We start from the raw sequence: 25,624 nt of genomic DNA on the forward strand, positions 1-25,624 counted from the left end.
AATGCAAACTCGAACATGGCTGATGAGGTACCGATGAAGGTTCTGGTGGTCGACGATGACGTAGTGGCGCGCATGATGCTGATGCACCTGATCGACAGTTGCGGCAGGCACGAGATCATCGAGGCCGAGGACGGGGCCGAGGCCTGGCAGCTCCTGAGCGACGCCGGAGCGTCGGATAGCGCCCCGGACATCGTGTTCTGCGACCTGCGCATGCCGCACCTGTCGGGACTGGAGCTGCTGCAGCGCCTGCGCGCGCAGCCGGCGCTGGCGGCGCTGCCCTTCGTGCTGGTGTCGGCCGCCGCCGATGGCGCCACCCGCGACGAGGCCACGGCGGCCGGCGCCGACGGCTACATCGTCAAGCCGTTCCGCCAGGACGACGTGCGGGCACAGTTCGAGCGGCTGTTCGCGGATGCGGGGCCGGACGATGAAGCGCCGGCCGATGTCGCGCATCGGCTCGGTATCGATGACGCGCGCCTGCGCCTGTACTACGACGGTCTGGGACGCCAGCTGGAAGCGGCCGGCCTGGAACTGGCGGCGGCCGATGCCGACACCATCATTGCGCGCCTGGCGCGCCTGCGCGAAGGCTGCGCCATGCTCGGCCTGCGCAGCGCGGTGGCGGCGCTGGAAGCGATCGGCACCGCGCAGGCGGGCGACCGGATGCGGGTGGCGGCGGCGCTGAATCTGGCCAACCGCGCGGCGGCGCGCCAGGGCGCCCGGGTCTGACGGGGAATGCGAATCCGCTGTCGAAACAACTGCTTCTCACCGAAACCGGTAAACTACGGCGGTTGACATTACGCGCAAAGCGGTTTGAGGGAAGCATGCAGGGTTTTGACGAGCAGGGGGCACAGCGCGACGAAGGTTTGGACGGCGCAGGCAAGAAGGCCGAACTGGATCTGGAAAGCCGCCTGACCAGCGAGCACCACCAGTCGCTGCGGCTGTGGCTACGCATGCTGTCGTGCACGACCAGGATCGAAAACGAAGTGCGCAGCCGCCTGCGCACCACCTTCGGCATCACGCTGCCGCGTTTCGATCTGATGGCGCAGCTGGAGCGCTTTCCGGAAGGATTGCGCATGGGGGAACTGTCCAAGCGCATGATGGTCACCGGCGGCAATGTCACCGGGATCACCGACCAGCTCGAACGGGAAGCGCTGGTGATGCGGGTGCAGGACACGAAAGACCGGCGCGCCTCGGCGGTCAAGCTGACCCCGGCCGGCAAGGCCGCGTTCGCCGAGATGGCGGCGACCCACGAGCGCTGGATCGAGGAAATGCTGGCCGACGTGCCAAGTGAGGACAAGGCGATCATGATCGAGCTGCTCTCGACCATGAAACGCAAGCTACGGGCGAGTATGTAAAGTCTGCCAGGTAGGTGGCAGTCGCTACTGGCGCGCCTGGCCACCGTGTGCCACATTGCTCACCGTAGCATGACTAGCCATGCTGCCTGCTCACTCTTTCCCCTAGGCTGCCATGTATCCCATTAGCCATGTCAAGGCTGGGCATCCTCAGCCAGGAACTAACCCACAGTACCAACGAATTCCGTACACGGCCGAGCTATTCTCGTAACGGTTGCCTCTTCGTTGGACTATCGGCATCGCCAGGTCGCCAGTAAGTCCGAGCAAGAGCCTGTTCAGAATCAAAGATGTCGTCGTTTCAGGTAAGTACCATTTATTTTTGGAATTTTCCAGAAATAGATATCTCATCTGAATGCTCTGCTCAGGAAGTTCTCATGAACCTCAAGGATCTGATTCACGCGGCATCTGATCTGACCGAGTCACATCGCCCCATCCGGGTACGGCTATTCCAGGAGGAGCGGGTGCTCGACGACGTCCTCCTGGTCAAGCGTGTCACTGGCAGCGAAACACTTTGCGGTGGGTTGGAGTACAGGATTCTGTGCGTATCGACGCGCGCAGATCTTCCTTTGAAGGAGTTCATTGCCTTACCCGTTGAGCTGCAGTTTGTCACGGATTGTGGCGCCATGCATGTCGTATGCGGCATTGTGGCACAAGCTGCTTCCGGGCAGAGCGATGGTGGCCTGGCGACATACGAACTGGTGCTTCGGGATGTTCTGGCATTGATGGAGTACCGAATCAATACCCGTGTGTTCCGCAATCTGAACGAACTGGACATTACTCAGATCGTCGTGGATGAATGGCGCCGGAATAATCCAGTTCTCGCCAGGATCTTCAGTCTGGATTGGTCGCATATAACCGGCACATATCCTCCGCGGGAATTGACGATGCAGCAGAACGAGTCCGACGCCGACTTCCTGCGCCGGTTGTGGAAGCGGCGTGGCATCGCCTGGGGAATGCAGCCCGGGCCTGCCGCGTCACAGCATCAGGACACGCCAACCCACACCCTTGTGTTGTTCGATGACGCATCGACGTTGCCACAAAATGTCGCCGGAACGGTCCGCTATCATCGCGACGACGGCACCGAGCAAAGCGACACCATCACGATGTGGAGTGCTGTCCGCAAAATCAAGCCAGGCAATCTGACCCGCCAAAGCTGGGATTACATGCGCGGGCGTCCGATGACCGCAACTGCGCCGTCCTGCACTGACCAGGGAACAACGGGGAACCGGTTTGCAGCCAGTCTCGACGACTATTTGATCGACGTGCCCCATGCCGGTGATGACGACGCCGACTATCGAAAACTCGGCGACTTGCGCATGAAGCGCCATGAGTATGAGGCCAAGTGCTTTTACGGCGAAGGCAGTGTGCGATCAATGTGTGTCGGACAGTGGATTACCCTGACCGGCCACCCTGACATCGACAGCCATCCACAGGACGAGCGCGAATTCGTCATCACTCGCTTGGAAATTGATGCAGAAAACAACCTGCCGAAGTCGCTCGACGATCGAATAGAACGTCTGTTTGCGCTCAGCCGTTGGGATGAGCGGCCCCTCAGCAATCTTCTACAGCAAGCCAGCAAAGAACGCAGCATGCGTTACACCAACCGTTTTTCGTGTGTGCGTCGCGGCATTCCGATCGTGCCCGCTTTCGATCCCCGAACCGACTTGCCGCGTCCGCAATTGCAGAGTGCAATAGTGGTTGGTCCCGCTCGCGAAGAAATACATTGCGATCAATATGGCCGAGTCAAAGTGCGCTTCCTCGGCACCAGGGCCGAAGACCACGAGCACGCGCAGGGCACAGGGGCCAGCGATAGCGATCGCGACTCCGCGTGGATCCGTGTCGCCAGCACCTGGGCTGGCAGCCAATGGGGAGCGCTGACGCTGCCCCGCGTAGGTGAGGAAGTCGTCATTGACTTTTTAGGGGGCGACCCTGACAAGCCTGTCATCGTGGCACGGGTCCATGGGGGCGCAGCCTTGCCGCCTTCCTTCAGCCATACTGGCACGCTGCCCGGAAACAAATACCTGGCCGGTATTAAGAGCAAGGAAGTTCAAGGCGGCCGCTACAACCAGCTGCGGCTGGACGACACGCCGGGCCAGATCAATGCCCAGTTGTCTTCGCAGCATGGCCATAGCGAACTGAACCTGGGCTGGCTCACCCATCCGCGCAACGACGGCAAAGGCGAAGCGCGTGGCGAAGGTGCGGAGCTGCGCAGTGACCATGCCGTTGCCATCCGGGGTGGGCAAGGAGTACTCGTGAGTGCTACTGGACGCCGGAATGCTGGCGGCAAGCAGCTGGATCGCGACGAGCTGGTCGGTTTGACCGAAGCGCTGCAGGGCGTGCAGCAGGAGTTGTCGAAACTGTCGACGACCCATCATGCCCAAGCTTCCGATGACCAGCAGCTTGCGCAGCTGATCACCTATTTGAGGGATTGGGAGGCCGGCAGCAATACCGAAAAGGATGGGGCCGACGGGGGCGGCCAGCCGGTGGTGGCGCTGTCCGCCCCGGCCGGCGTTGCCGTGACCAGCCTAGACAACATCGCGATCGGCGCGCAGACGCATGTCGATGTGGTCAGCATCGGCAACACCCAGCTATCGGTCGGAAGGAAGCTGCTGGCGCGCGTGTCGGAAAGTATCAGCCTGTTCGCCCACCGTTCCGGCATGAAGCTCATCGCCGCCAGCGGCAAGCTGGAACTACAGGCGCATGGCGACGACATCGAGCTCACGTCCGCCAAGCGCATCGTCCTGACTGCCGCAGACGAAATCGTGCTGCAGGCACCCAAGCTGCGCCTTGTGGCCCAAGGCGCGCAGGTAGACATCGGCGGCGGCGCTATTACCCAGCAGAGTAGCGGCGAGCACACCATCAAATCGTCGAAGTTCGCCCACGTCAAGCCAGGTGGCGGCAGTTTGGCTGCCATGACGCTGCCCAAGAGCGAGTCAGCGCACGATCTGCAAGTCGTCCTGCGCTGGATTGGTACCGACGAGCCAATGACCGACCAGCGTTATCGCATCACTACGGAAGACGGCCGTACCTTCGAGGGACGGACCGATGCCGCCGGCTTGTCCGAACGAGTTGCCAGCACCATTCCTTTCGGGCGCTACAGCATCGAAGCGTTAGACGACTGATCACAGGAGACCGAAACCGATGGCTACCGCAGAACATCCCTTGCCTGCACGGCAGAATCCAAGGGGCGCAGGCAAGGCTGAAGGCTTTGCGACACCGAAGCAGGACACGCGTCCGCAGTGCGCCAGAATCCTGCCCAAACGTGTTTTGCCGATTATTTTCCTCCCTGGGATCATGGGCTCCAACCTACGCATGAGCGCGCAGCGGCAGGAAGAACTGCGCTTGAAGGACAATATCGCATGGCGGCCCGACATCCTGGGTACTAGAAACATCAGAAAACACTCTCAGCTTTCGCCGGGTGAACGCCAGCTGCGATTGGACCCTCTGCAGACCACGGTCGACATCTACGATCCTGCCGGCGCCCCGGATGTTAGCGGCGACGAGCGGCATGAGAACGTCGAACTCGATGATAGTTTCAACTCGCCATTGCTGATGGACGATCCACCCACGGCCAAGAACCGGCGTACTGCGGTCCAGAAAGCGCGCGAGCGGGGCTGGGGCGAGGTCTTCTTCAAAAGCTATGGCGAGCTGCTGCAGCATCTTGAGTCACGCCTGAACAATACGTTCTCCGAGGGGAAAGTCCGGCAGGAGTGGCGCGACGTCGTCGGCGTCGATCCACGGGCATGGAACCCCGATCCCAAGTTGCCTCAGCAGGTCTTGACTGAGGACGAGCTCAAGAAGGTGGCTACCGGCTGCTGGTTTGCCGTGTATGCGTTTGGCTACAACTGGCTGCAATCGAATGGCGATAGCGCGAAAATCATCGCGCAGCGCATCAACAAGGTGATCGACGACCTGAATGGCTCCGGATACCAGTGCAAACAGGTGATTGTCGTCACGCACTCGATGGGCGGGCTGGTGGGGCGCGCGCTGGTACATCCGGCCTATGGCAATCTGCAGGACAAGGTGCTGGGCATCGTGCATGGTGTCATGCCGGCGATCGGCGCGCCTGCAGCCTATAAGCGCATGCGGGCGGGATTCGAGGATCCGGGCATGTTGAGTGGGCCACAGGAAAGCCTTGCCGCCAAGGTGGCAGGCAACTACGGGGATGAAGTCACGGCGGTACTGGCGAACGCTCCAGGTGCATTACAGCTGCTGCCTACCGAGTCATATGGCAACGGCTGGTTGCGGGTGCGGCACAAAGGGCGTGACCTGGAAACCTGGCCGAAGCAGGGCGACCCCTACCGTGAGATCTACAAGCTGCGTGGCAAATGGTATTCGTTGTTCCGGGAAGACTGGATCAATCCATCCGGTTATACCCCAAAGCAAGGAGGCGGAACGTTTGAACGAACGTGCGGGTATCTGGACAAGGTGCAGCAATTTCATAGAACCATCGCGAGCACGTATCACCACAGCAGTTACGCGCATTATGGCGCCGACCGCGCGCGTCATAGCTTCGGCGAAGTGGTGTGGGACATCAGGAATTGTACCGACCCGGGCGGGTGGCAGAACTGGCCTGTCGTCCGCGACAGCAGGCAGGGCAAGCTGGAATTTGCTGCCCGGGATGCGAACGGGGTGAACAACATTGGATCGCTGCCCTACAACGACAGTGCGCCGGAGCCAATGCATGCAACGATCCTCCCGCCTTCGGCGCCGGGTGACCAGACCGTCCCTGTCAGGTCTGCCGATCATCAATTGCACAGCGGCACGTTCAAGGGCGTGTTCCGCCAAGCCGGTTATGAGCACCAGTCCAGTTACAAAGACCCGCGAGCCATCGCCTCGACCTTGTACAGCATCGTGCGCATCGCCCAGAACGCAAGCTGGACATGTTGAAAGGAAAACCGTGTACCCGACTGCCATCAAACGTGTGCCCCTTGTGCCGATTGCTGCCGCGGCCTTCCTGCTCGCAGCCTGCGACCACCAACCGAAAGAATGGAAGACGCCGAACATGACCACACTCACTCCCCGCCTGCAGCCCTTGTTCAAGAAAACCAAGACCGTCTGCTTCGGTAGGTTCATGGTCGATGTACCGGCATCGGCTACCGTCGTTTGGGGTAGGACGATTTTGCCGTTAGACGTCACCATTTATCCTGACGGCGTGGACAAAGTTAAAGGATTAGCGCAGCAGTTCATCGACGAGCTAAAAAACGAAAAGGCCATTTACCTCAACAATATCCCCTTGCTGATTTCGGTGGACGACATGAGTCGGCCTGAAGGGAAAATTGTGACTGGATACGAGGGTTTTGAAGCCATGGCTGAGTTAAAAATCAGTGGCTACTTCAAGATGAATGACGACGGCGTCATTATTGACGCACGTCCTTTGAAAAGACTGAAAGACGAAACTATCGCAGACATCAAGAGCATTGCCCGACGCCTACGCCAACGTGCTAATGATGAAGCCCCGGCCGAACCCGGTAATTGCCTCAAACGGGCCTTCCTGCCGGACTCGCCGGATGATGAAGAGGGCCATCCAGGCGAGTTCGTCAACATCGGTTTCCGCCTAATGGAATTTCCGGACGTACATTTCTCGATCCAGGTCCGTCCCACCAATCCCCACGATCCGGAACGCGAATCGCTCAAGGCACAGTGGCAACGCATGAAGGACGACAAGGGCACACCCGAAGAGGATGAAGCATTCGCTAAAGTCAAATACTTCCGCGAAAGCCCACGTCAGCTCCACGGATGGATAACCGGCTACGAGGTGCTGACCTGGGCACCCGACGAGGGTCGCGTGCACGCCTATCATGATTTCGAGCTCAGGTTCACTGGCGTGGCCGGCGATGCCCTCAAGCCCTATGCGAGTATCCAGCTCCAGACTGGCGTCGGCAACAACGCGGCCGGCGCCATCAAGGCCAGCCTGACCGACGAGGAAACCATTGCGCTTTGGGACAAATTGACCAGCACCGTCCGCGTGCGCCCGACGAGCGCCGCAGCGGTCACTGCCGCAGGGGGCAATCCGCAGCCGCATGTTCCACTCGGCGAACTTGCCGCCACTGGCCGCACCTGCCCGCAGACCGGCTGGTGGGAGTCCGATCAACCGGGAGAAAGACAGGACAACCGCCGGCGGCACATCCAGGCCGGCGAACGAATGCCGTACGTGGTCTCACTGGAAGAATTATCGCTATGGCAAAAGTTCAAGGGAGAACGGCCATCGTATCGTAAGGCGGCTATGTGGAAATTGGTCAGTTACGAAGAGGCGACTGCCGGCGCCGGGGTGGCAGCGCAGACGGCGTCAATCGCCCAGGTTTCTCTCGATGATGTTTCATCAAAAGACGCCAGTGCCGGCACTCCCGAAACCGGAACAAGCGAAGGAACTTCGTCTCAGAAGAAAGGCTGAGCAATGTGCAACGTTATTCGTCTAGGTGACACCACGTCACATGGGGGCAAGGTCGAGAGCGTGAGCGCCACGCATTTCACGGTTGACGGCATCCCTGTCGCCTGCGTTGGCGATAAATGCAGTTGCCCGATCAAGGGGCATGACATTTGTATGATTGCCGAAGGCGATCCAGCCCACCTTATCGACGGGATCGCCGTGGCCTATGACGGGCACAAGACCACTTGTGGCGCCACATTGACTGCGTCGATAAACAACTTCAGCGGATCATAATCAGCCACCTGAACGTTCAGGCACAGGCGAAACATCCTGGTTTCGCAGAATCGCAAATGTCGTGAAGCATCTTGATATAAAGCAGTGGTCCCCCCGACTGGAATCGAACCAGTATCCCACGCTTAGGAGGCATGTGCACTATCCATTGTGCTACGGGGAGGACGCGCGCTCCGCCAAGCGGCGGGGCAAAGCAGGGCGGACCTGCAGTTCGGCAGGCGGCCCTTGCAAAGCAGGCCGGTACCCTAGAACGGATGCAATTATAGCCGAGGATAGCAAGAGAATTGTAGGTTCCGGTCTGCCAGTCGGTACAATGTGCGCCTTACTCAATCAACGCATCCCATTCCGGCGTCGTGCGCACGTGCGAACAGGCGCCGAAACGCACATCGATCATGGCTGTCATTTCCCTCTCTTCCGCCCAATTGGCCTTCGGCCACGTGCCGCTGCTCGACCACGCTGATTTTTCCTTCGAAACCGGCGAGCGCGTCGGCCTCATCGGCCGCAACGGCACCGGCAAATCGTCGCTGCTGAAGGTGATCTCGGGCCGCTCCAAACTCGACGACGGCTTGCTGGTCATGCAGCAGGGCATCAAGATCGCTTACGTCGAACAGGAACCGGTGTTCGACCCGGCCATGACCGTGTTCGACGCCGTGGCGGCCGGCATGGGCGAGCAGCAGGCGATGCTGACCGAATACGAAGAACTGACCGGCAAGTTCGGCCAGGGCGACGACGATGCGCTGATGGAGCGCATGCACGTACTGCAAACCAAGCTCGACGCGATCGACGGCTGGAACCTGGCGCACAAGGTCGATACCACGCTCGACCGCCTGGGCCTGGCGCGCGACGCCATCATGGGCAAGCTCTCGGGCGGTATGCAGAAGCGCGTGGCGCTGGCGGTGGCGCTGGTATCAAGCCCCGACGTGCTGCTGCTGGACGAGCCGACCAACCACCTCGACTTCACGTCGATCAAGTGGCTGGAAGGCTTGCTGCGCGAGTACCGCGGCTCGATCCTGTTCATCACCCACGACCGCAGCTTCCTGGACAACGTCGCCACCCGCATCATCGAGCTCGACCGCGGCCGCCTGCTCTCGTTCCCGGGCAATTTCACCACCTACCAGGAACGCAAGCGCGAGCTGCTGGCCAACGAGGAAGTCGAGAACGCCAAGTTCGACAAGTTCCTGGCGCAGGAAGAAGTCTGGATCCGCAAGGGCGTGCAGGCACGCCGCACCCGCGACGAAGGCCGTGTACGGCGCCTGGAAGCGCTGCGCCTGACGCGCGCCGCACGCCGTGACACACAGGGCCAGATCAAGCTCGACGTCGCCACCGGCGAGCGCTCGGGCAAGATCGTCGCCGACCTCGAGAACATCGGCAAGCGCTACGGCGAGAAGGTCATCGTCGACGGCTTCAGCGGCACCATCCTGCGCGGCGATAAGGTCGGCCTGATCGGTCCGAACGGCGCCGGCAAGACCACGCTGCTGAAGATCATCCTGGGCGAGGAAGCCGCCGACAGCGGCTCCGTGAAGCTCGGCACCAAGCTGAACGTGGCCTACTTCGACCAGATGCGCACCCAGCTCAACGAAGACGCGAGCCTGGCCGACACCATCGCGCCGGGCAGCGACTGGGTCGAGATCAATGGCCAGCGCAAGCACGTGATGACCTACCTGAACGACTTCCTGTTCTCGCCGGAACGGGCGCGTTCGCCGGTCAAGTCGCTCTCGGGTGGCGAACGCAACCGCCTGCTGCTGGCGCGCCTGTTCGCCAAGCCGGCCAACTGCCTGGTGCTGGACGAACCGACCAACGACCTCGACATCGACACGCTGGAACTGCTGGAAGAACTGCTGGAGGAATATACCGGCACCGTGTTCCTGGTCAGCCACGACCGTACCTTCCTGGACAATGTGGTCACGCAAGTGATCGTCGCTGAAGGCGCTGGACGCTGGCGCGAATACGTGGGCGGCTACAGCGACTGGGAGCGGGTGCGCGCCACGGCGCCGGCCGCCAGCCAGCCGGCCGCAGCCAAACCGGCCGCGGCCAAGGCCGACAGCGCGCCGGCCGCCGCACCAGCGGCGCAGGCGAAAAAGGTCAAGCTGAGCTACAAGGAACAGCGCGAGCTGGAGGAACTTCCAGCCTTGATCGCCAGTCTTGAAGATGAGCAGTCGGCCATCACGGCCCAGCTCAACGCGCCGGACTTCTACAAGCAGAACCCGGCCGATGCACGCCGCATCAATGCGCGCTTCGCCGAGATCGAAGAGCTGCTGCTCGACGCCCTCGAACGCTGGGAGCGCATCGAAGCGCGCGCACGCGGCGAGTAAACCGATCAAGAGGAGGCAGGCCAGGCGCCTGTGATCTGGATGACCGAGCGGCACGACAAACGTAGTGCTCCTGCCGCCGGCATCTCTCCCACGGCCCGTCCGCTTGGCCGGGCCATCCTCGAGCGCGCTGCCTGGGTGCGCATCCTGCCGTTCGGCGTCTTCATATTCTTCCTGGTCCTGGGCGACCTGCTGGCCTGGCTCGGCGCCGCGCGCGCCACCTTGCTCTGGCTGTATCCGCTGCAGAGCGGCGCCGTGCTGGCGCTGCTGATTGTGCTGTGGCGCGAGTACGACGAGCTGCACCGGTTCACGCTCCCGATCCCGCACATGCTGGCCGCCGCCGGCGTGGGCGCCATCGTCACCGTGCTGTGGGTACTGCTCGACGACTCCTGGATGATCGCCGGCAGCGGCCCCGGCTACGATCCGCGCGTTGATGGCCGCATCGACCCGCTGCTGGCGGCGATCCGCCTGCTTGGTGCCACGCTGGTCGTGCCCGTCATGGAAGAATTGTTCTGGCGCTCTTTTCTGATGCGGTGGATCGCGCGTGCCGACTTTCGGCTGGTCGATCCGGCGCGCATTGGCTTCAAAGCCTTTGTGCTGCCGACATTGCTCTTTGGTGTGGAACACCATCTGTGGCTGGCCGGCGTGTTGGCTGGCAGCGCTTATGGGCTGCTCTACCTGCGGCACCGCAACTTGTGGTCTCCCGTGCTGGGTCACGCTGTCACCAATGGCCTGCTGGGGATCTGGGTGCTCGCGACTGGCGATTGGGCATTCTGGTGATCCATGGCGAACACTAAAGAGAGACCGGTGCCATGCCTAGATCCGTACCTTCGTTCGTGCCTTCGTTTGTGGTTGCATTCGCACCGGCGCGCCGCTTCCGGCTGCTGGCCGCGCTCGGCGGCATCCTGTTGACCGCGTCGGCGCCGGCCGCCGAGCCCGAGGAAGGCGTGCATCTGTATGGCGGCATCGGCTGGGCCCATGACGACAACCTGCTGCGCATCGCCGACGGCGAGCAGCCGTTCGCGGGCCGGCGCAGCGACAGCTACCGCACCGGCGAAGCGGGCGTGGTGGTCAACAAGCGCATCAGCCGCCAGCGCTTGGCCGCCACCGCCAAGGTGTCGAAGGTCAGGTTCGACCACTTCGATCAGCTCGACTACGAAGGCCGCGACGTGCAGGCCACCTGGAACTGGGCCGTCGGCAACAAGCTGGAAGGACGCGCCGAAGCGCTGTACGTGCAGACACTGGCGCCGTACACCGACTTTCGCAGCGACCAGCGCAACCTGCGCCGCCAGCGGCGCCAGCTGTTCGATGCCGGCTACCGGCTGCATCCGAGCTGGAAGCTGCGCGCCGGCGCCGCGCGCGACAAGTACACCTATGAACTGCAGGTGCAGCGCTACAACGACCGCACCGAAAAGGCGTTCGAGGCCGAACTGCTGTACCAGCCGAAAAGCGGCAGCTCGGTCGGCCTGGTGGCGCGCCGCGTGAAGGGCGAGTACCCATACCGGCGCCCGTTCAATCCACTGGTCGCCAGCGACGACTTCACCCAGGACGAACTCAAGGCGCGCGTGCACTGGCTGGCGGGCGGCGCCACCACGCTGCAGGCGCTGGCCGGCTACGTGCGGCGGCGCCAGCCTTCCTACGGCGAAGGCAGCACCAGCGGCTTCAACGGCCGCCTGAACGCCAGCTACGCCCCGGTCGGCAAGCTCGGCTACACCGCCGCCGTGTGGCGCGAGTTCGCGCCGATCGAAAGCCCGAGCGTCAGCACCACGCTGAACAAGGGCGCGAGCATCGGCGCCACCTGGGACGCGAGCGCCAAGGTCAAGCTCGAGGCCAGCGCCGTCTACGAGCGGCGCGCCTACAGCGCGCGCTTCGTGTTCCCGGGCTCGGACGACCTGGACGACGCGATCCGCAGCGCCAGGCTGAACGCCACCTGGCAGGCGCGGCCGAAGATCAAGGTGGTGGCCGGCTATGCGTACCAGGCGCGCAGCGGCTCGCCGGTGCTGGGAACCGGCCGCTTCGACGCCAACTCGGTGCAGGTGAGCGCCAATGTGCTGTTCTGACGCGGCCTGTACAAGGCATTGTGTGGATAAAGCCACTCATGACGGTCAACGACATCCCGATCATTTCCTTTTTCCAGCGCGTGCTCGATCCGCTGATCGTGATGGGAAGCCTGTACCTGGCAACGGTGGCCTTCAACGAACCGTTCTCGGGCTATTGCCTGGTGCTGATGATCCTGGCCTTCTTCATTTCGTCCGCCGTCTACCAGCACATCGACCCTTACCGCACCTGGCGCAGCGGGCGCATGCTGGCATATGCGCGCGACACCATCTTCGGCTGGTGCGTGACCATCGCCGTGCTGTACTTTCTCGGTTCGGCCAGCGGTATGCGCTATTACTACGACGAGCGCGTGCTGCTGGCCTGGGCGGTGGCGACGCCGCTGGCGATCCTGGCCAGCCACCTGGCGGTGCGCTTCGCCGGCGGCAGCAGCGACGGCGGGCGCGAGCTGCGCTCGGTGCTGGTGGTGGGGGCCAACGATGCCGGCATCAAGTTCGCCGACGTCTGCCGCCGCCACCCGAACCTGTTCATGCAGGTGCTCGGCTTTTTCGACGACCGCAACGGCGAACGGCGGCCGGCGCTGCTGGCCCATCCGGTGCTGGGCCGTATGAGCGAGGCCGCCGCCTACGTGCGCCGCCATAACATCAAAATGGTTTTCATCAGCCAGCCGGTATCGGCCCAGCCGCGCATCCGCAAGCTGATCGACGAATTGAAGGACACCACGGCCTCGGTCTATTTTCTGCCGGACGTGTACGTGTTCGACCTGATGCAGGCGCGCTTCGATACTGTCGGCGGGATGCCCGTGATCGCCATCAGCGAAACCCCGTTCATGGGCTTCAACAGCGTGCTCAAGCGCGGGACCGACATCGTGGTCTCGTGCGTGGCGCTGGTGCTGCTGGCGCCGCTGATGCTGGCGATCGCCGTCGCGGTGCGGCTCAGTTCGCCCGGCCCGGTGATCTTTCGCCAGCGACGCTACGGCCTGTACGGCGAAGAAATCTACATCTATAAATTCCGCTCGATGACGGTGCTCGACGATGGCGCCGACATCGTGCAGGCGCGTAAGAACGATGGCCGCATTACGCGCATCGGCGCTTTTTTGCGCCGCACCTCGCTCGACGAGCTGCCGCAGTTCATCAATGCCTTGCAGGGCCGCATGAGCGTGGTCGGCCCGCGCCCGCACGCGGTGGCGCATAACGAGCAGTACCGCAAGCTGATCAAGGGTTACATGCTGCGCCACAAGGTCAAGCCGGGCATCACCGGGTGGGCCCAGGTGAATGGCCTGCGCGGCGAGACCGCGACCCTGGACCGGATGGAAGCGCGCATCCAGTATGACCTGGATTACTTGCGCAACTGGTCGTTGTGGCTGGATATATGGATCATGCTCAAGACGATCAAGGTGGTGTTCAGCCGCGAGAATGCGCACTGAGCGTGGGTTGAGGCGTGGCCCGACACCGCATCGCGTCCAGCCTGAAGCGCCGCATTGAGCGCCGCGCAAGCATCTGCACGACATACGGAACTGTCGCGCCGCCGCGGCATCGAACAGCACGCGACCATGCTTTACGCCGGCTCCGCAGCGAATCAATTGCACAGGCCAACGAAGGCTTCAGCAACGATGGCGGCAGGACAGGGACATCGTTCCACCCGAACAGGAAACGACTGACATGAAAAAGGCACTGATCACGGGCGTCACCGGACAGGACGGTTCCTACCTGGCCGAACTGCTGCTCGAGAAGGGCTACGAGGTGCACGGCATCAAGCGCCGCGCTTCGCTGTTCAACACCGCGCGCATCGATCACATCTACCAGGATCCGCACGCCGACGATCCGCGCCTGTGTCTGCATTACGGCGACCTGACCGACACCTCGAACCTGACCCGCATCCTGGCCGAGGTCGAGCCCGACGAGGTGTACAACCTGGGCGCCATGAGCCACGTCGCGGTGTCGTTCGAAGCGCCCGAGTACACGGCCGATGTCGACGCCCTCGGTACGCTGCGCCTGCTGGAAGCGATCCGTTTCCTCGGACTGGAACACAAGACGCGCTTCTACCAGGCCTCCACTTCCGAACTGTACGGCCTGGCGCAAGAGACGCCGCAGCGCGAAAGCACGCCGTTCTATCCGCGCAGTCCTTACGCGGTGGCCAAGTTGTACGCGCACTGGATCACCGTTAATTACCGCGAAGCGTATGGCATGTATGCCTGCAACGGCATCCTGTTCAATCACGAATCGCCGCGCCGTGGCGAGACCTTCGTCACGCGCAAGATCACGCGCGCCCTGAGCAATATCGCCCAGGGCCTGGAACCCCAGCTTTATCTTGGCAATCTGGATGCGTTGCGCGACTGGGGCCATGCGCGCGACTACGTACAGATGCAGTGGCTGATGCTGCAGCAAGACCAGCCGCAAGACTTCGTGATCGCCACCGGTCGCCAGCATTCGGTGCGCGAGTTCGTCGAGACCGCCGCGCGCGAGCTCGGCATCACGATCGCATGGCAGGGGCAGGGCATCGACGAGCGCGGGCTGGTGGCGCGGGTCGAAGGCCAGCGCGCGCCCGGAGTGGCGCTGGGCCAGCCGATCGTGGCGGTCGATCCGCATTATTTCCGCCCGACCGAGGTCGAGACCCTGCTGGGCGACGCCGCCCGTGCGCGCGAGCGCCTCGGCTGGGAGCCACGTACCGGTTTCGAGGCCATGGTGCGCGAGATGGTGACGCACGACCTGGAGTCGGCGCGCCGCCACAAGCTGCTGTGCTCGCATGGCTACAACGTTGCACTTTCACGGGAGTAAACGTGTCGAATCATCCTCGTATCTATGTTGCCGGCCACCGTGGCCTGGTGGGTTCGGCCATCGTGCGCGCACTGCGCGCAGGTGGCTCGCCCAAGATCGTCACCCGTACCCATGCCGAACTGGAACTGACCGATCAGGCCAGCGTGCGCGACTTCTTCCGCAGCGAACGCATCGACGAGGTGTACCTGGCGGCGGCCCGGGTCGGCGGCATCCACGCCAACAACAGCTATCCCGCCGAATTCATCTACGATAACATGATGGTGCAGGCCAATGTCGTGCATGAAGCATGGCGCGCCGGCGTGCGCAAGCTGCTGTTCCTCGGCTCGTCCTGCATCTATCCGCGCCTGGCAGCCCAGCCCATCCGCGAAGAGTACCTGATGAACGGCGTCCTGGAGCCGACCAACGAGCCGTACGCGATGGCCAAGATCGCCGGCATCAAGCTATGCGAAAGCTATAACCGGCAGTACGGCACCGACTACCGCAGCGTCATGCCGACCAACCTGTACGGGCCGGGCGACAATTACCACCCAGAGAACAGCCATGTGATCCCGGGGTTGCTGCGACGCTTCCACGAGGCGCGCCTGAGCGGCGCGCCCGAGGTGGTGATCTGGGGCAGCGGCAGGCCGATGCGCGAATTCCTGTACGTCGACGACATGGCCGCGGCCAGCGTCCACGTGATGAACCTGGCGCCCGAAACCTATGCCGCCAACACCGATCCGATGCATTCGCACATCAACGTCGGCACCGGCCAGGATGTGACCATCGCCGAGCTGGCGCGGCTGGTGGGCGAGACGGTCGGCTACCCCGGCCGCATCGCCTTCGATGCGAGCAAGCCGGACGGCACACCGCGCAAGCTGCTCGAAGTGTCGAAGCTGGCCTCGCTCGGCTGGCGCGCCAGCACGCCGCTGGCCGAGGGCCTGCGCCGAACCTACGCGGCCTATCTCGAGACGCTCGATCCGGACCGTATCCGTACGACGGCGCGGCCATCGCTCACCGTGGAGACATGAACGTGAAGATCCTGTATTTGAAGATCCCGTCTTCGGCATTCATCCGAGCTGTTCTGCGCCGCATCCTTGTCCGCTGGTCTGGATTGCAGCGCGGGATATCGGCAGGCCTCGCCGTGCTGGTGGCTGGCGCCGCACTGGCCGGCTGCAGCGACGACAAGGCGACGCAAGCCAAGCCCGGGCAAGCACTGGCCAGCGTCAACGGCGAAGAGATCACGGTGCTGCAGCTCAACGAAGAAATCCAGCGCGCCGGCGTGCCGGCCGCGCAGCAGCAGCTCGCCAGCAAGCAATTGCTGCAGGCCTTAATCGACCGCGCCTTATTGCAGGAAGAAGCGGGCAAGGAAAACCTGGACCGCGATCCCAAGGTGATGCAGGCGATCGAGCGTGCCCGCGCGCTGATCATCGCCCAGGCTTATATGCAGAAGCGCGTCGGTGACGCCGGGCGCCCGAGCGACGCCGAGATCCAGGATTATTTCGACAAGAACCCGCAATTCTTCACCGAGCGCAAGCAGTTCACGATGAACCAGCTGATCATGCCCGCCACGGCCGTAACGCCGGAGCTGCGCGCCGCCGTCGATAAGGCAAAGTCGCTGGAAGAAGTGGCGGTGATGCTCGACGCCAGAAAGATCGGCTACGGCCGCGCCCAGGTCACGCGCAGTACCGCCGACCTGGATCCGCAACTGTCATCCAAGCTGCTCGCGATGCCGAAAGACCAGATCTTCTTTGCCCGGGAAGGCGGGCGCGCGATGCTGGTCTCGGTCGCCGACGTGGTCGACGCGCCGGTGACGCTGGCGATCGCCGCGCCGCAGATCGCGCAGTTCCTGGCCAACCGCAAGAACCGCGAGCTGGCCCAGGCTGAAATCGGCCGTCTGCGCGCGGCGGCGAAGATCGAATACATGAACAAGGAACTGGCGCCCGACGGCAAGACCGACGGCGCCGCGGCACTGGCGCGGACGGCGGGGCCGGGATTGCCTGCCGCGGCGTCGCCCGGCATGTCGCTACCTGCCGATGCCGCTGCGGGTGACGGATCGGGCGCTACGGCAGCGACTACGGAGGGAGCGCAGGCGTCCATGCCTGCCAATCCTGCCGGACCAGCGCCGGTGCAAGCGGCCGACGGTGTTGCGCGCGCCGCGCCGGAGGTGACGGGTGCGGCAGCAGGTGCCGGGGCTCGCGCAGGTAACGGAAATGGCAACAGCAATGGCTCCGACAGCGCCGTCGACAAGGCGGCGCTGGAACGCGGAGTAGGTGGGCTCAGGTAAGCGCGACACAACCGACGCTGGAGGATGAACATGAAACGATTCGTGAAGTGGATGAGCTACGCCGCGTTCATGCTGTTCGCCGTGACCGGCATGCGCGCGGCCGGCGCCGCAGAGGTGCTGCTGGGCGCGGGCGACATCGTCAAGTTGTCGGTCTATGGCAGTCCCGACCTGTCGCTCGAGACGCGCGTCAGCGAGGGCGGCAACATCACCTTTCCGCTGCTGGGACAGGTCGAGGTCGGCGGCTTGTCGGTGGCCGCGGCCGAGAAGAGGATCGGCGGCCTGCTCGAGAAGGGCGGCTACCTCAAGAAAGCGCAGGTCAACATGCTGGTGACCACCCTGGCCAGCCAGCAGGTCTCGGTGCTGGGGTATGTGAACCGTCCGGGCCGCTATCCGGTGGAGGGCAGGCGCAAGGTGCTCGACCTCTTGGCGATGGCCGGCGGCATCCACAGCGAGGGCGGCGACATGGTCAGCCTGGTACGCACCCGCGACGGCGCCACCGCGCGCGAAACCATCGACGTGGTCGACATGGTGCGCAAGGGCGAACTGGACAAGGACGTCGAAGTGGCGGGCGGCGACATCATCTACGTCGAGCGCGCACCGCGCGCCTATGTCACCGGCGAAGTGACGCGCCCCGGTGCCTTTCGCCTGGAGCGCGGCATGACGGTCCAGCAGGCGATCTCGGCCGGAGGCGGCCTGAGTCCGCGCGGCAGCGACAACGGCATGCGCATCACGCGTCGCGACCCGGGCGGCAATCCGGTAACGATTGAAGTCAAGGCCAGCGATCCGGTACAGGTCGACGATGTGATCGTGGTGCGCGAAAGCTGGTTTTGAATTGCGTCTGCCTGTCTGCCGCTGGGCCGGCCTGCGTGCCGCACGTGTGAGCGAGCTGGCGTCGCATCTGAAATGGCAACCATGAGGAAGCAAAGGTAGGTTCATGAACATCCACCAATTTCTGCTGATCCTTCTCGCGCGCAAGCGCCTCATCCTGAGCACGTTGCTGGTGACGGCGCTGCTGGCGCTCGGCTGGAGCCTGGTGCAGCAAAAGACCTATACGGCCACGGCCTCGGTACTGCTCAACTACAAGGGCGTGGACCCGCTGACCGGCCTGACCATGCCTGGTCAGCTGATGCCGGGCTATATGGCGACCCAGATGGACATCATCGGCAGCAAGAACGTGGCGCTGCGCGTGGTCGATTCGCTGCGGCTGGCGTCCAGTCCCGCCGTGGTGCGGCAGTTCCAGGAAGCGACCGAAGGCAAGGGCACGGTGCGCGACTGGCTGGCCGACCTGCTGCTCAAGAAACTGCAGATCATGCCCTCGCGCGAATCGAGCGTGGTCGAGATCAGCTTCGACGGTGCCGACCCGGCGTTTGCCGCCGCTGTCGCCAATGCCTTCGCCGGCGAATACCAGAAGGCGACGGTCCAGCTCAAGACCGAACCGGCCAAGAACGCGTCCACCTATTTCAATGAGCAGACCCGGCAGCTGCGCGACAACGTCGAGGCGGCCCAGGCGCGGCTGTCCAAATACCAGCAGGAGAAGGGCATTGTCAGCCTCGACAACAACCGGGTCGATGTCGAACTATCGCGCCTGAACGATCTGTCGGCCCAGCTGGTGGTGGCCCAGGCGGCGGCGATGGAAGCGAGCTCGCGCGAGCAGGCCGCCGGCGGTAATGGTGCAGCGGGCTCGCCCATCAACTCGCCCGACGTCGCCAACAACGCGCTGATCCAGAACCTGCGCGTGACCCTGGCGAGCGCCGAAGCCAAGCTGGCCGAGGCAGGCTCGCGCTACGGCCGCAACCACCCGCAATACCAGTCCGCCAGCGCCGAAGTCGCCAAACTGCGCTCCGAACTGGGCAGCGCCGTGGGCACGGTGACGCGCAGCGTCGGCGCCAATGCCGATGTGCTGCGCCAGCGAGAAGCCGAGCTGCGCACCGAACTGGCCGCGCAGAAGACCCGCGTGCTCGAACTGAACCGCACCCGTGACGAGCTGGGCGTGATGCTGAAAGACCTCGACAGTGCCCAGCGCGCCTACGACTCGGCCAGCGAACGCTTCTCGCAGACCCGCATCGAGGCCCAGTCCGAACAGTCCGACATCTCTGTACTCAATCCGGCCACGGCGCCGCTCGAACCGTCCGGTCCGCGCGTGCTGCTCAATACCCTGGTGTCGATCCTGCTGGGGACCATTCTCGGGGTCGGACTGGCGTTGATGCTCGAACTGCTCAACCGCCCGGTGCGTTCCAGCAGCGATGTGCGCGACATGCTCGGCATTCCGGTGCTGGGCGCCATCGAGTGGAGCGCGCCGCGCGTGCGGCGCAGTAGCATGGCGCGCCTGATGGGGCCGCGACGCCTGCTGCGGCTTAACTGAAGCATGGATGACTTTCACGACGTGCGCCCGCACCGGCATGACGGCGCATCTCAGAACGACCATGAGGAAGAACCCCGGGACCGCGCCATGAATTCATCCGTACTATCCGCCTTGCCGCTCAACCAGGGAGTCGATGCGAGCATGGGAAGCTTGCTGCTCGACGCCGGCAAGCTGACGCCGGAAGATACCGAGCGAGTGCTGCGCACCCAGAAGGATCTCGGCATCCGCTTCGGCGAGGCCGCCGTGCGCCTGGGGCTGGCGAGCGAAGAGGATGTCCAGCAAGCACTGGCGCGCCAGTTTGCCTATCCCTATCTGCAGCGCGGCGAAGCCAATCTGTCGCCACGTCTGGTGGCTGCCTACGATCCATTTTCGCCGCAGGTCGAAGCGTTGCGCGCCATCCGCAGCCAGCTGATGCTGCGCTGGTTCGCGCGTGGCCGGCGCGTGCTGGCGATCGCCGGGGCCGAGGCCGACGATGGGGCCGGCCTGTTCACGGCCAACCTGGCGCTGGTGTTTTCGCAACTCGGGGAGCAGACCCTGCTGGTGGACGCCAACCTGCGCAATCCGCGCCAGCATGAGATGTTCGCACTCAAGCCGCGCCAGGGCCTGTCCGACCTGCTGGCCGGGCGCGCCGACCTCGACGTGATCCAGCCGGTCCCGGCCTTTTCCGACCTGTCGCTGCTACCGGCCGGAACGCTGCCGCCGAATCCGCAGGAGCTGCTGGCGCGCGAGGGATTCCGCAACCTGCATGCCCAGCTCGAGAGCCGTTACGACGTGGTGCTGTACGACCTGGCGCCGTTCACCGCCGGGGCCGATGCGCTGGCAGTGGCCGGACGTGCCGGCGGCGTGCTGCTGGTAGCGTGCAAGCACCGCACCCGCATTGCCGGCGTCAAGCGCATGGCCGAGCAGATGGCGGAGGCGGGCGCCGAGATCGTCGGCTCGGTGGTGGTGGAGTTCTGACATGGCGGCCCGGATCGACGCTGCAAATCCTCACGGTGCGAACGCGCCTGCGATGGCACATTCGACGCTTGCATCGGCATCGGCATCGGCATCGGTATCGACATCGACGATACCATCGGCACTGCCGTCGACATTACGCGAGGCGCTGCCCGACTGGTGGCCGGTCCTGCTCGGCCTCGCGGCAATGTTCGTCCCCACCTTGTACAGCCTGTTCACCGGCGCCTGGATCGGCGAAGAGCAGGGCCACGGTCCGATCATCTTCGCGCTGGCGTTGTGGCTGATCTGGCGTAAATGGCTCGAGGTACTTGCTGCGAGCGAGCCGCCACGCCTGCACTGGACCGGCTGGCCGCTGCTGGCCTTCGGCCTGGCGATCCACCTGCTGGGGCGTTCGCAGAAGATTTTGATGTTCGAAGTCGGCTCGATCCTGGCCGTGCTCGCCGCCATCGTGCTGCTCAAGTTCGGCGCGTGCGCGCTGCGCGTGCTGTGGTTCCCGTTCTTCTTCATGCTGTTCATGGTGCCGCTGCCGAGCGAGCTGGTGGCGGCGGTGACGATGCCGATGAAGATGGCAGTATCCTGGGCCACCGAACACCTGCTGTTCGCGGCCGGCTATCCGATCTCGCGCTCGGGCGTGGTGCTGCAGATCGGCCAGTACCAGCTGCTGGTGGCCGACGCCTGCGCCGGCCTGCAGACGCTGCTGACGCTGGAAGCGCTTGGCCTGTTCTATCTGAACCTGATGCGCCATCCGTCGGCGTTTCGCAACGTCGGCCTCGCGATCCTGATCGTTCCGATTTCGTTCACCGCCAACGTGGTCCGGGTGATCACGCTGACCCTGGTGACCTACCATTTCGGCGACGCCGCCGGCCAGGGTTTCCTGCACGGCTTCGCCGGCATGGTGCTGTTCCTGACGGCGCTGGCGATGATCCTGGCCGTCGATTCGGCGCTGCAATGGCATCTCAGGCAACGGACTGCGGAAGGGGGAGCCAGGCGCAGCAACGGCATCAACGATATGGACGACGGGGGCCGGGCTGGCGATCCTGCCGCCGACCGCGCATCAGCGGTGAGGGACGCGCGATGAATCGCAGTCTGGTGGTCAGCCTTGTCATCGGTGTCGCCATGGCAGCCACATCGGCGCTGACGGGCGCGCTGACGCCGCAGCCGCGCGCGCCGCTGCCGCACGAGCTCTTCAATCTCGAGCAGATGATTCCGGCCCGGTTCGGTGAATGGACGATCGATCCGAACGTCGTTCCGCTCACCCCGAATTCTGAACAGCAGGGCATGCTCGAAAAGATCTATGACCAGACCCTGTCGCGCACCTACGCCGACGCGCATGGTCAGCGGGTGATGCTGTCGATCGCCTACGGCGGCGACCAGAGCAAGTCGCTGCAGCTGCACCTGCCGGAAGTCTGCTACGTGGCTCAGGGCTTCCAGATGGTGCAGGAAGACGACGACGTCTTGCCGACACGCTATGCGCCGGTACCGGTGACGCGCCTAGTGGCGCGGCTGCACGAGCGCAACGAACCGATCACCTACTGGATCACCATCGGCGACAAGGCCACCAGGACCGGCATCCAACAAAAGCTGCGCCGCCTCGCCTACGGCCTGTCGGGCGAGGTTCCGGATGGGATGCTGGTGCGCGTTTCCACTGTCGGCAACGATCCGCGCGCCGGCTGGCGCGTGCAGGACCGCTTCGTGTCCGACATGCTCGCCGTGCTCCCGCCGCGAGACCGTGCGCGTCTGATCGGAGCGGATGCGCAGCCGGACAATCATGCCGGCACCAACGCGGGACACAGTGCCGAAGCCGCGCAAGCTGAAGAGGCAAAAACATCACGGGCTGTAACCAGCGCTCGACAAGCCGCTTCATCGTCGCCATCTGTAGCGACAGCGTTCCTCCACCGCTGAATTGGAACGTGTGCCGATGAACGACTTCCTGCCTTACGTCTATTACTCGCTGCCATGGCTGGCCGTCATCGGCCTGTCGGTCGCGGCCGTGCTGGGCGTCGGCATCGGCCTGGCGTGGCCGCGTTTCCTGGTCTATCCCTACCTGCTGATCTTCTTTTGGGTCAATTCCACCAGCTACGGCAACCTGGCCGTCTTTGCGTCGCGCAGTATCTACAGCCGCGGATCGGGCCTGCTGCTGTTCGGCGTGGTGCTGTGGTACATGCTGGGCGCGTGGTGCTGCGCGCGCGTGGCCGCCGGCTTCCAGCGCCTGCCGGCGCCGGCCTGTAACCTGCGTCCCTGGTTCCTGGCCTGGGCCGTGCTGCTGGCGGCCCACGTCGGTGCGGCTGTGCTTGCCAACGTGCCGGTAGCGGAGGCGCTGGCCCCGTCCGGCTTCTCGAACATCGTCTGGATGGCGCCGCTGGTCTCGCTGATGCTGCTGGCCTTCCGCACCCGCGAGCAGGCGCGTGAGCTGGCCCGTTTCATCCTGCTGGCCGGCCTGGTGCGCGCCGCGTTCGGCCTGGGACGCTGGGCCGTCCTCGGTGGCGATCCGAACAATGTCTACGCGAACATGAACGCGCTGCAGATCCGGCTGACTTTCTTCGACATCAACGACAGCCTGCTGTGCACGCTCGCGTTCGCCATCGCCGCGATCATGCTGTTCCAGGCCGATGCGGCCGAACGTTCGCGCTTCTGGCGCGGCATTGCCTGGTTGACACTCGGCGCCACTGCGCTGTGCGTGCTGCTGTCCTACCGGCGCAGTGCCTGGATCGGCTTCGTGCTGGCGGCCGCGGTAATCATGTTCCGGATTCCAGCACGGCGGCGCCTGCAGCTGATGCTGGCCGGCCTGCCGCTGGTGGGCGCGGCGCTGGCATTCGTGGCGGTGCGGCGGCTGGCCCGGGTCACCGGCAGCGGCAATGGACCGGTGAGCCTGCTGTACGACATGCAGTCGCGCCGCTTCGGTCCGGAGAGCGAGCGGCTGCTGGAACTCAAGCTCGCGCTGGCCGACTTCCTGGCCCATCCCTTCACCGGCATCGGCGCCTGGGGGCGCTACAACGGCTACCAGACCATCTCCTGGCAAAACAACCAGGACGGCGGTCTGTTCCTGCACAGCGGCGTACTGCACATCGCGCTCAAGACCGGGCTGCCCGGCGCGGTGCTGCTGGCCGGCGTGATCTGCGCCTTCGTCCTGTTCGCGCGGCGCACCCTGCGCACCTTGCCGCCCGACGTGCTGGGACTCGGGGTGGCGGGCGCCGCCGGGCTCGCCTTCATGATTCCCGATCTCCTGATCGGCACGCCGTTCCCGCAGGTGCGCACCACGCAGATGCTGGCCTTGTGCCTGGCGCTGCCTTACCTTGCATTGGCGGTCAGCGCGCCGGCAGCGGCGCCGCGTGCCGTGGCACGGCCGGCCGTGGCACATCCCTATCTGGTGCCTGCGTGATGAACCTGCGCCTGGCCCGCAACGCCTGGTCCAACCTGCTCGGGGCGGCCATTCCCGCACTGGTGATGCTGGCCACCGTGCCGCTGGTGGTGCGCGGACTGGGGGAAGCCGGCTACGGCGTGTATTCGCTGGTGACAGCCATCGTCGGCTACTTCGCCGTGATCGACATCAACGTCACCACCGGCTCGGTCAAATACATCGCCGAGCACAATGCCCATCGTGACGACGACAGCATTGCCGAGACCGTCTCCTTCGGCACGCTCGCCTATACCGCCATCGGCCTGGCCGGCGCGGCCGGCATCTTCCTCGGCGCGCGCCCGCTGGTGACGGGCGTGTTCGCGGTGCCGCCCGCACTCACCGACGAGGCCGTTTCGACCCTGCGGCTGGCCGCACTCGGCTTCCTGCTGGGTCAGATGCAGAACTATCTGAACAGCGTGCCGCAGTCGCTGATGCGCTACGACGTGTCGGGCCGCGTGGAAATGGTGTTCGGCACTCTGGTGCCGCTGGCCACGGTCGGCATCCTGATGCTGGGCCACGGCCTGTTCGAGGTGATTGCGCTGCGCGTCGCCGCCAGCGGCATCCACTGCCTGGTGCTGTGGCATGCGATCCGGCGCCTGCTGCCGGGCTTGCACTGGCGCTGGCCGGGCGTGGCAACCCGGGCGCGTCTGCTGCGTTTTTCGAGCTGGTCCTTCCTGTCGCGCTTTGCCGCGCTTTCGTATGCCCATGCCGACAAACTGATCATCGGCGCGCTGGCCGGGGTCAGCGCACTGGCCTGGTACACCGTGGCCGCCACGCTCGCCAATCGCGTGCTGGGATTGAGCTTCCGGTTGTCCGGCGTGTTGTTCCCGGCCGCCAGCGCACTGGCGGCGCGAGGCGAACTGCAGCGCCTGGATGACGCCTACCTGAAGGCGACGCGCTACGTGGTGTTCCTGAACGCGGCAATCCTAGTGCTGGTGGCGGTGTTCGCGCAGCGCATCCTGCTGCACTGGATGGACGCTGACTTCGCCCGCAACGGCGCCACCGTGCTGGCCGTCGTCGCGCTGTCGCAGTTCGTCGATTCGCTCAGCAGCCTGCCGTCGCTGGTGAACGACGGCATGGGCCATCCGCGCGTCTCCGGCCTGTTCGCGGTGACGCGCGCGCTGGTCGGGCTGGGGCTGGTATATGCCGGCGTGGCAGGGTGGGGCATCGACGGCGCTGCCTGGGGCCACCTGTTCGGTTCGGTCCTGTTCAGCGCTGCCTTCCTGTTGTACGTCCATGGCCGCACCGTGCCGACCTCGCTGGCGCGCCTGGTGGCGCGCGGGTATGCACCAGTTGCCGCCGCAATCGTGCCGGTAGCACTGGTTGCCGCCATGGCCGAGAAGCTGCTCGACACCGGAGCGCACGACTTCGCGCTGATCCTGGGCGCAACCTTGCTGCTGCTGGCCGTGCACGGCGTCCTGTTCGTACTCGAACGCGACGACCGGCTGCAGCTGTGGCGGCAGCTCAAGGCGCGGCGGCAGCCGGTGCGGAGCTAGC

20 protein-coding genes and 1 tRNA gene are annotated in these 25,624 nt (G+C 64.3%); 20 read left to right on the forward strand and 1 reads right to left on the reverse strand.

The genetic code is table 11. The features are described 5' to 3' along the window. Nucleotides 1–15: 15 nt before the first annotated feature. The 6 genes from RTQ83_RS13955 (at nt 16) to RTQ83_RS13980 (ending at nt 8,013) form a co-directional block, all read left to right on the forward strand. A complete protein-coding gene (locus tag RTQ83_RS13955) occupies nt 16–723 on the forward strand; it encodes a response regulator (protein ID WP_312515612.1) in 708 nt (235 codons plus the stop codon). A 95-nt stretch (nt 724–818) separates the two neighbouring features. Continuing rightward, nucleotides 819–1,352 carry a MarR family transcriptional regulator gene (locus tag RTQ83_RS13960; protein ID WP_312515614.1) on the forward strand — a complete coding sequence of 178 codons (534 nt, stop codon included), beginning with the start codon at nt 819–821 and terminating at the stop codon, nt 1,350–1,352. Between the two features lie 371 nt (nt 1,353–1,723). Further along, on the forward strand, nt 1,724–4,471 hold the full coding sequence (locus tag RTQ83_RS13965; RefSeq protein ID WP_312515617.1) for a type VI secretion system Vgr family protein: 2,748 nt from the start codon (nt 1,724–1,726) through the stop codon (nt 4,469–4,471). Between the two features lie 19 nt (nt 4,472–4,490). Beyond that, a complete protein-coding gene (locus RTQ83_RS13970) occupies nt 4,491–6,239 on the forward strand; it encodes a hypothetical protein (protein WP_312515620.1) in 1,749 nt (582 codons plus the stop codon). Between the two features lie 10 nt (nt 6,240–6,249). Further along, nucleotides 6,250–7,743, forward strand: coding sequence for a T6SS immunity protein Tli4 family protein (locus tag RTQ83_RS13975; protein WP_312515623.1), 1,494 nt, complete (start codon nt 6,250–6,252; stop codon nt 7,741–7,743). A 3-nt stretch (nt 7,744–7,746) separates the two neighbouring features. Next, complete coding sequence (locus RTQ83_RS13980; RefSeq protein ID WP_312515626.1) at nt 7,747–8,013, forward strand: PAAR domain-containing protein; 267 nt, start codon at nt 7,747–7,749, stop codon at nt 8,011–8,013. Between the two features lie 85 nt (nt 8,014–8,098). Here the strand turns inward: RTQ83_RS13980 and RTQ83_RS13985 are convergent. Further along, a tRNA-Arg gene (locus RTQ83_RS13985) sits at nt 8,099–8,173 on the reverse strand. Nucleotides 8,174–8,402: 229 nt separating this feature from the next. Here RTQ83_RS13985 and RTQ83_RS13990 point away from each other — a divergent pair. The 14 genes from RTQ83_RS13990 (at nt 8,403) to RTQ83_RS14055 (ending at nt 25,623) form a co-directional block, all read left to right on the forward strand. Then, the gene (locus RTQ83_RS13990) at nt 8,403–10,322 is read left to right on the forward strand and encodes an ATP-binding cassette domain-containing protein (protein ID WP_312515629.1); all 1,920 of its coding nucleotides are present in this window, start codon (nt 8,403–8,405) and stop codon (nt 10,320–10,322) included. A gap of 39 nt (nt 10,323–10,361) precedes the next feature. Further along, nucleotides 10,362–11,099: a CAAX prenyl protease-related protein gene (locus RTQ83_RS13995; RefSeq protein ID WP_312515792.1), complete on the forward strand. Its 738-nt coding sequence runs from the start codon at nt 10,362–10,364 to the stop codon at nt 11,097–11,099. 32 nt (nt 11,100–11,131) lie between these two features. Continuing rightward, nucleotides 11,132–12,379, forward strand: a complete 1,248-nt coding sequence (gene epsL, locus RTQ83_RS14000; protein WP_312515632.1) for an XrtB/PEP-CTERM-associated polysaccharide biosynthesis outer membrane protein EpsL — start codon at nt 11,132–11,134, stop codon at nt 12,377–12,379. A 38-nt stretch (nt 12,380–12,417) separates the two neighbouring features. Then, nucleotides 12,418–13,800 carry an undecaprenyl-phosphate glucose phosphotransferase gene (locus tag RTQ83_RS14005; RefSeq protein WP_312515635.1) on the forward strand — a complete coding sequence of 461 codons (1,383 nt, stop codon included), beginning with the start codon at nt 12,418–12,420 and terminating at the stop codon, nt 13,798–13,800. 235 nt (nt 13,801–14,035) lie between these two features. After that, nucleotides 14,036–15,151: a GDP-mannose 4,6-dehydratase gene (gmd, locus tag RTQ83_RS14010; protein ID WP_312515638.1), complete on the forward strand. Its 1,116-nt coding sequence runs from the start codon at nt 14,036–14,038 to the stop codon at nt 15,149–15,151. Between the two features lie 2 nt (nt 15,152–15,153). Beyond that, nucleotides 15,154–16,158, forward strand: a complete 1,005-nt coding sequence (locus RTQ83_RS14015) for a GDP-L-fucose synthase (protein ID WP_312515641.1) — start codon at nt 15,154–15,156, stop codon at nt 16,156–16,158. 2 nt (nt 16,159–16,160) lie between these two features. Further along, complete coding sequence (locus RTQ83_RS14020; protein WP_312515644.1) at nt 16,161–17,414, forward strand: EpsD family peptidyl-prolyl cis-trans isomerase; 1,254 nt, start codon at nt 16,161–16,163, stop codon at nt 17,412–17,414. Between the two features lie 30 nt (nt 17,415–17,444). Further along, a complete protein-coding gene (gene epsE / locus RTQ83_RS14025) occupies nt 17,445–18,245 on the forward strand; it encodes a polysaccharide export protein EpsE (RefSeq protein WP_312515647.1) in 801 nt (266 codons plus the stop codon). Nucleotides 18,246–18,348: 103 nt separating this feature from the next. Then, a complete protein-coding gene (gene epsF, locus RTQ83_RS14030) occupies nt 18,349–19,776 on the forward strand; it encodes a chain length determinant protein EpsF (protein ID WP_312515649.1) in 1,428 nt (475 codons plus the stop codon). 87 nt (nt 19,777–19,863) lie between these two features. Further along, nucleotides 19,864–20,733, forward strand: coding sequence for a chain length determinant protein tyrosine kinase EpsG (gene epsG, locus RTQ83_RS14035; protein WP_312515652.1), 870 nt, complete (start codon nt 19,864–19,866; stop codon nt 20,731–20,733). Between the two features lie 52 nt (nt 20,734–20,785). Then, nucleotides 20,786–21,808: an exosortase B gene (gene xrtB, locus RTQ83_RS14040; RefSeq protein WP_312515655.1), complete on the forward strand. Its 1,023-nt coding sequence runs from the start codon at nt 20,786–20,788 to the stop codon at nt 21,806–21,808. Then, complete coding sequence (epsI, locus tag RTQ83_RS14045; protein ID WP_312515660.1) at nt 21,805–22,632, forward strand: exosortase-associated protein EpsI, B-type; 828 nt, start codon at nt 21,805–21,807, stop codon at nt 22,630–22,632. The genes xrtB and epsI overlap by 4 nt, the downstream gene beginning before the upstream one ends. Nucleotides 22,633–22,648: 16 nt before the next feature. Beyond that, nucleotides 22,649–24,109 carry an O-antigen ligase family protein gene (locus RTQ83_RS14050; protein WP_312515663.1) on the forward strand — a complete coding sequence of 487 codons (1,461 nt, stop codon included), beginning with the start codon at nt 22,649–22,651 and terminating at the stop codon, nt 24,107–24,109. Further along, complete coding sequence (locus tag RTQ83_RS14055; protein ID WP_312515667.1) at nt 24,109–25,623, forward strand: oligosaccharide flippase family protein; 1,515 nt, start codon at nt 24,109–24,111, stop codon at nt 25,621–25,623. The genes RTQ83_RS14050 and RTQ83_RS14055 overlap by 1 nt, the downstream gene beginning before the upstream one ends. The last annotated feature ends 1 nt before the right edge of the window (nt 25,624 follow it).

Source organism: Massilia sp., from assembly GCF_031995545.1.
Taxonomy (GTDB): domain Bacteria; phylum Pseudomonadota; class Gammaproteobacteria; order Burkholderiales; family Burkholderiaceae_D; genus Telluria.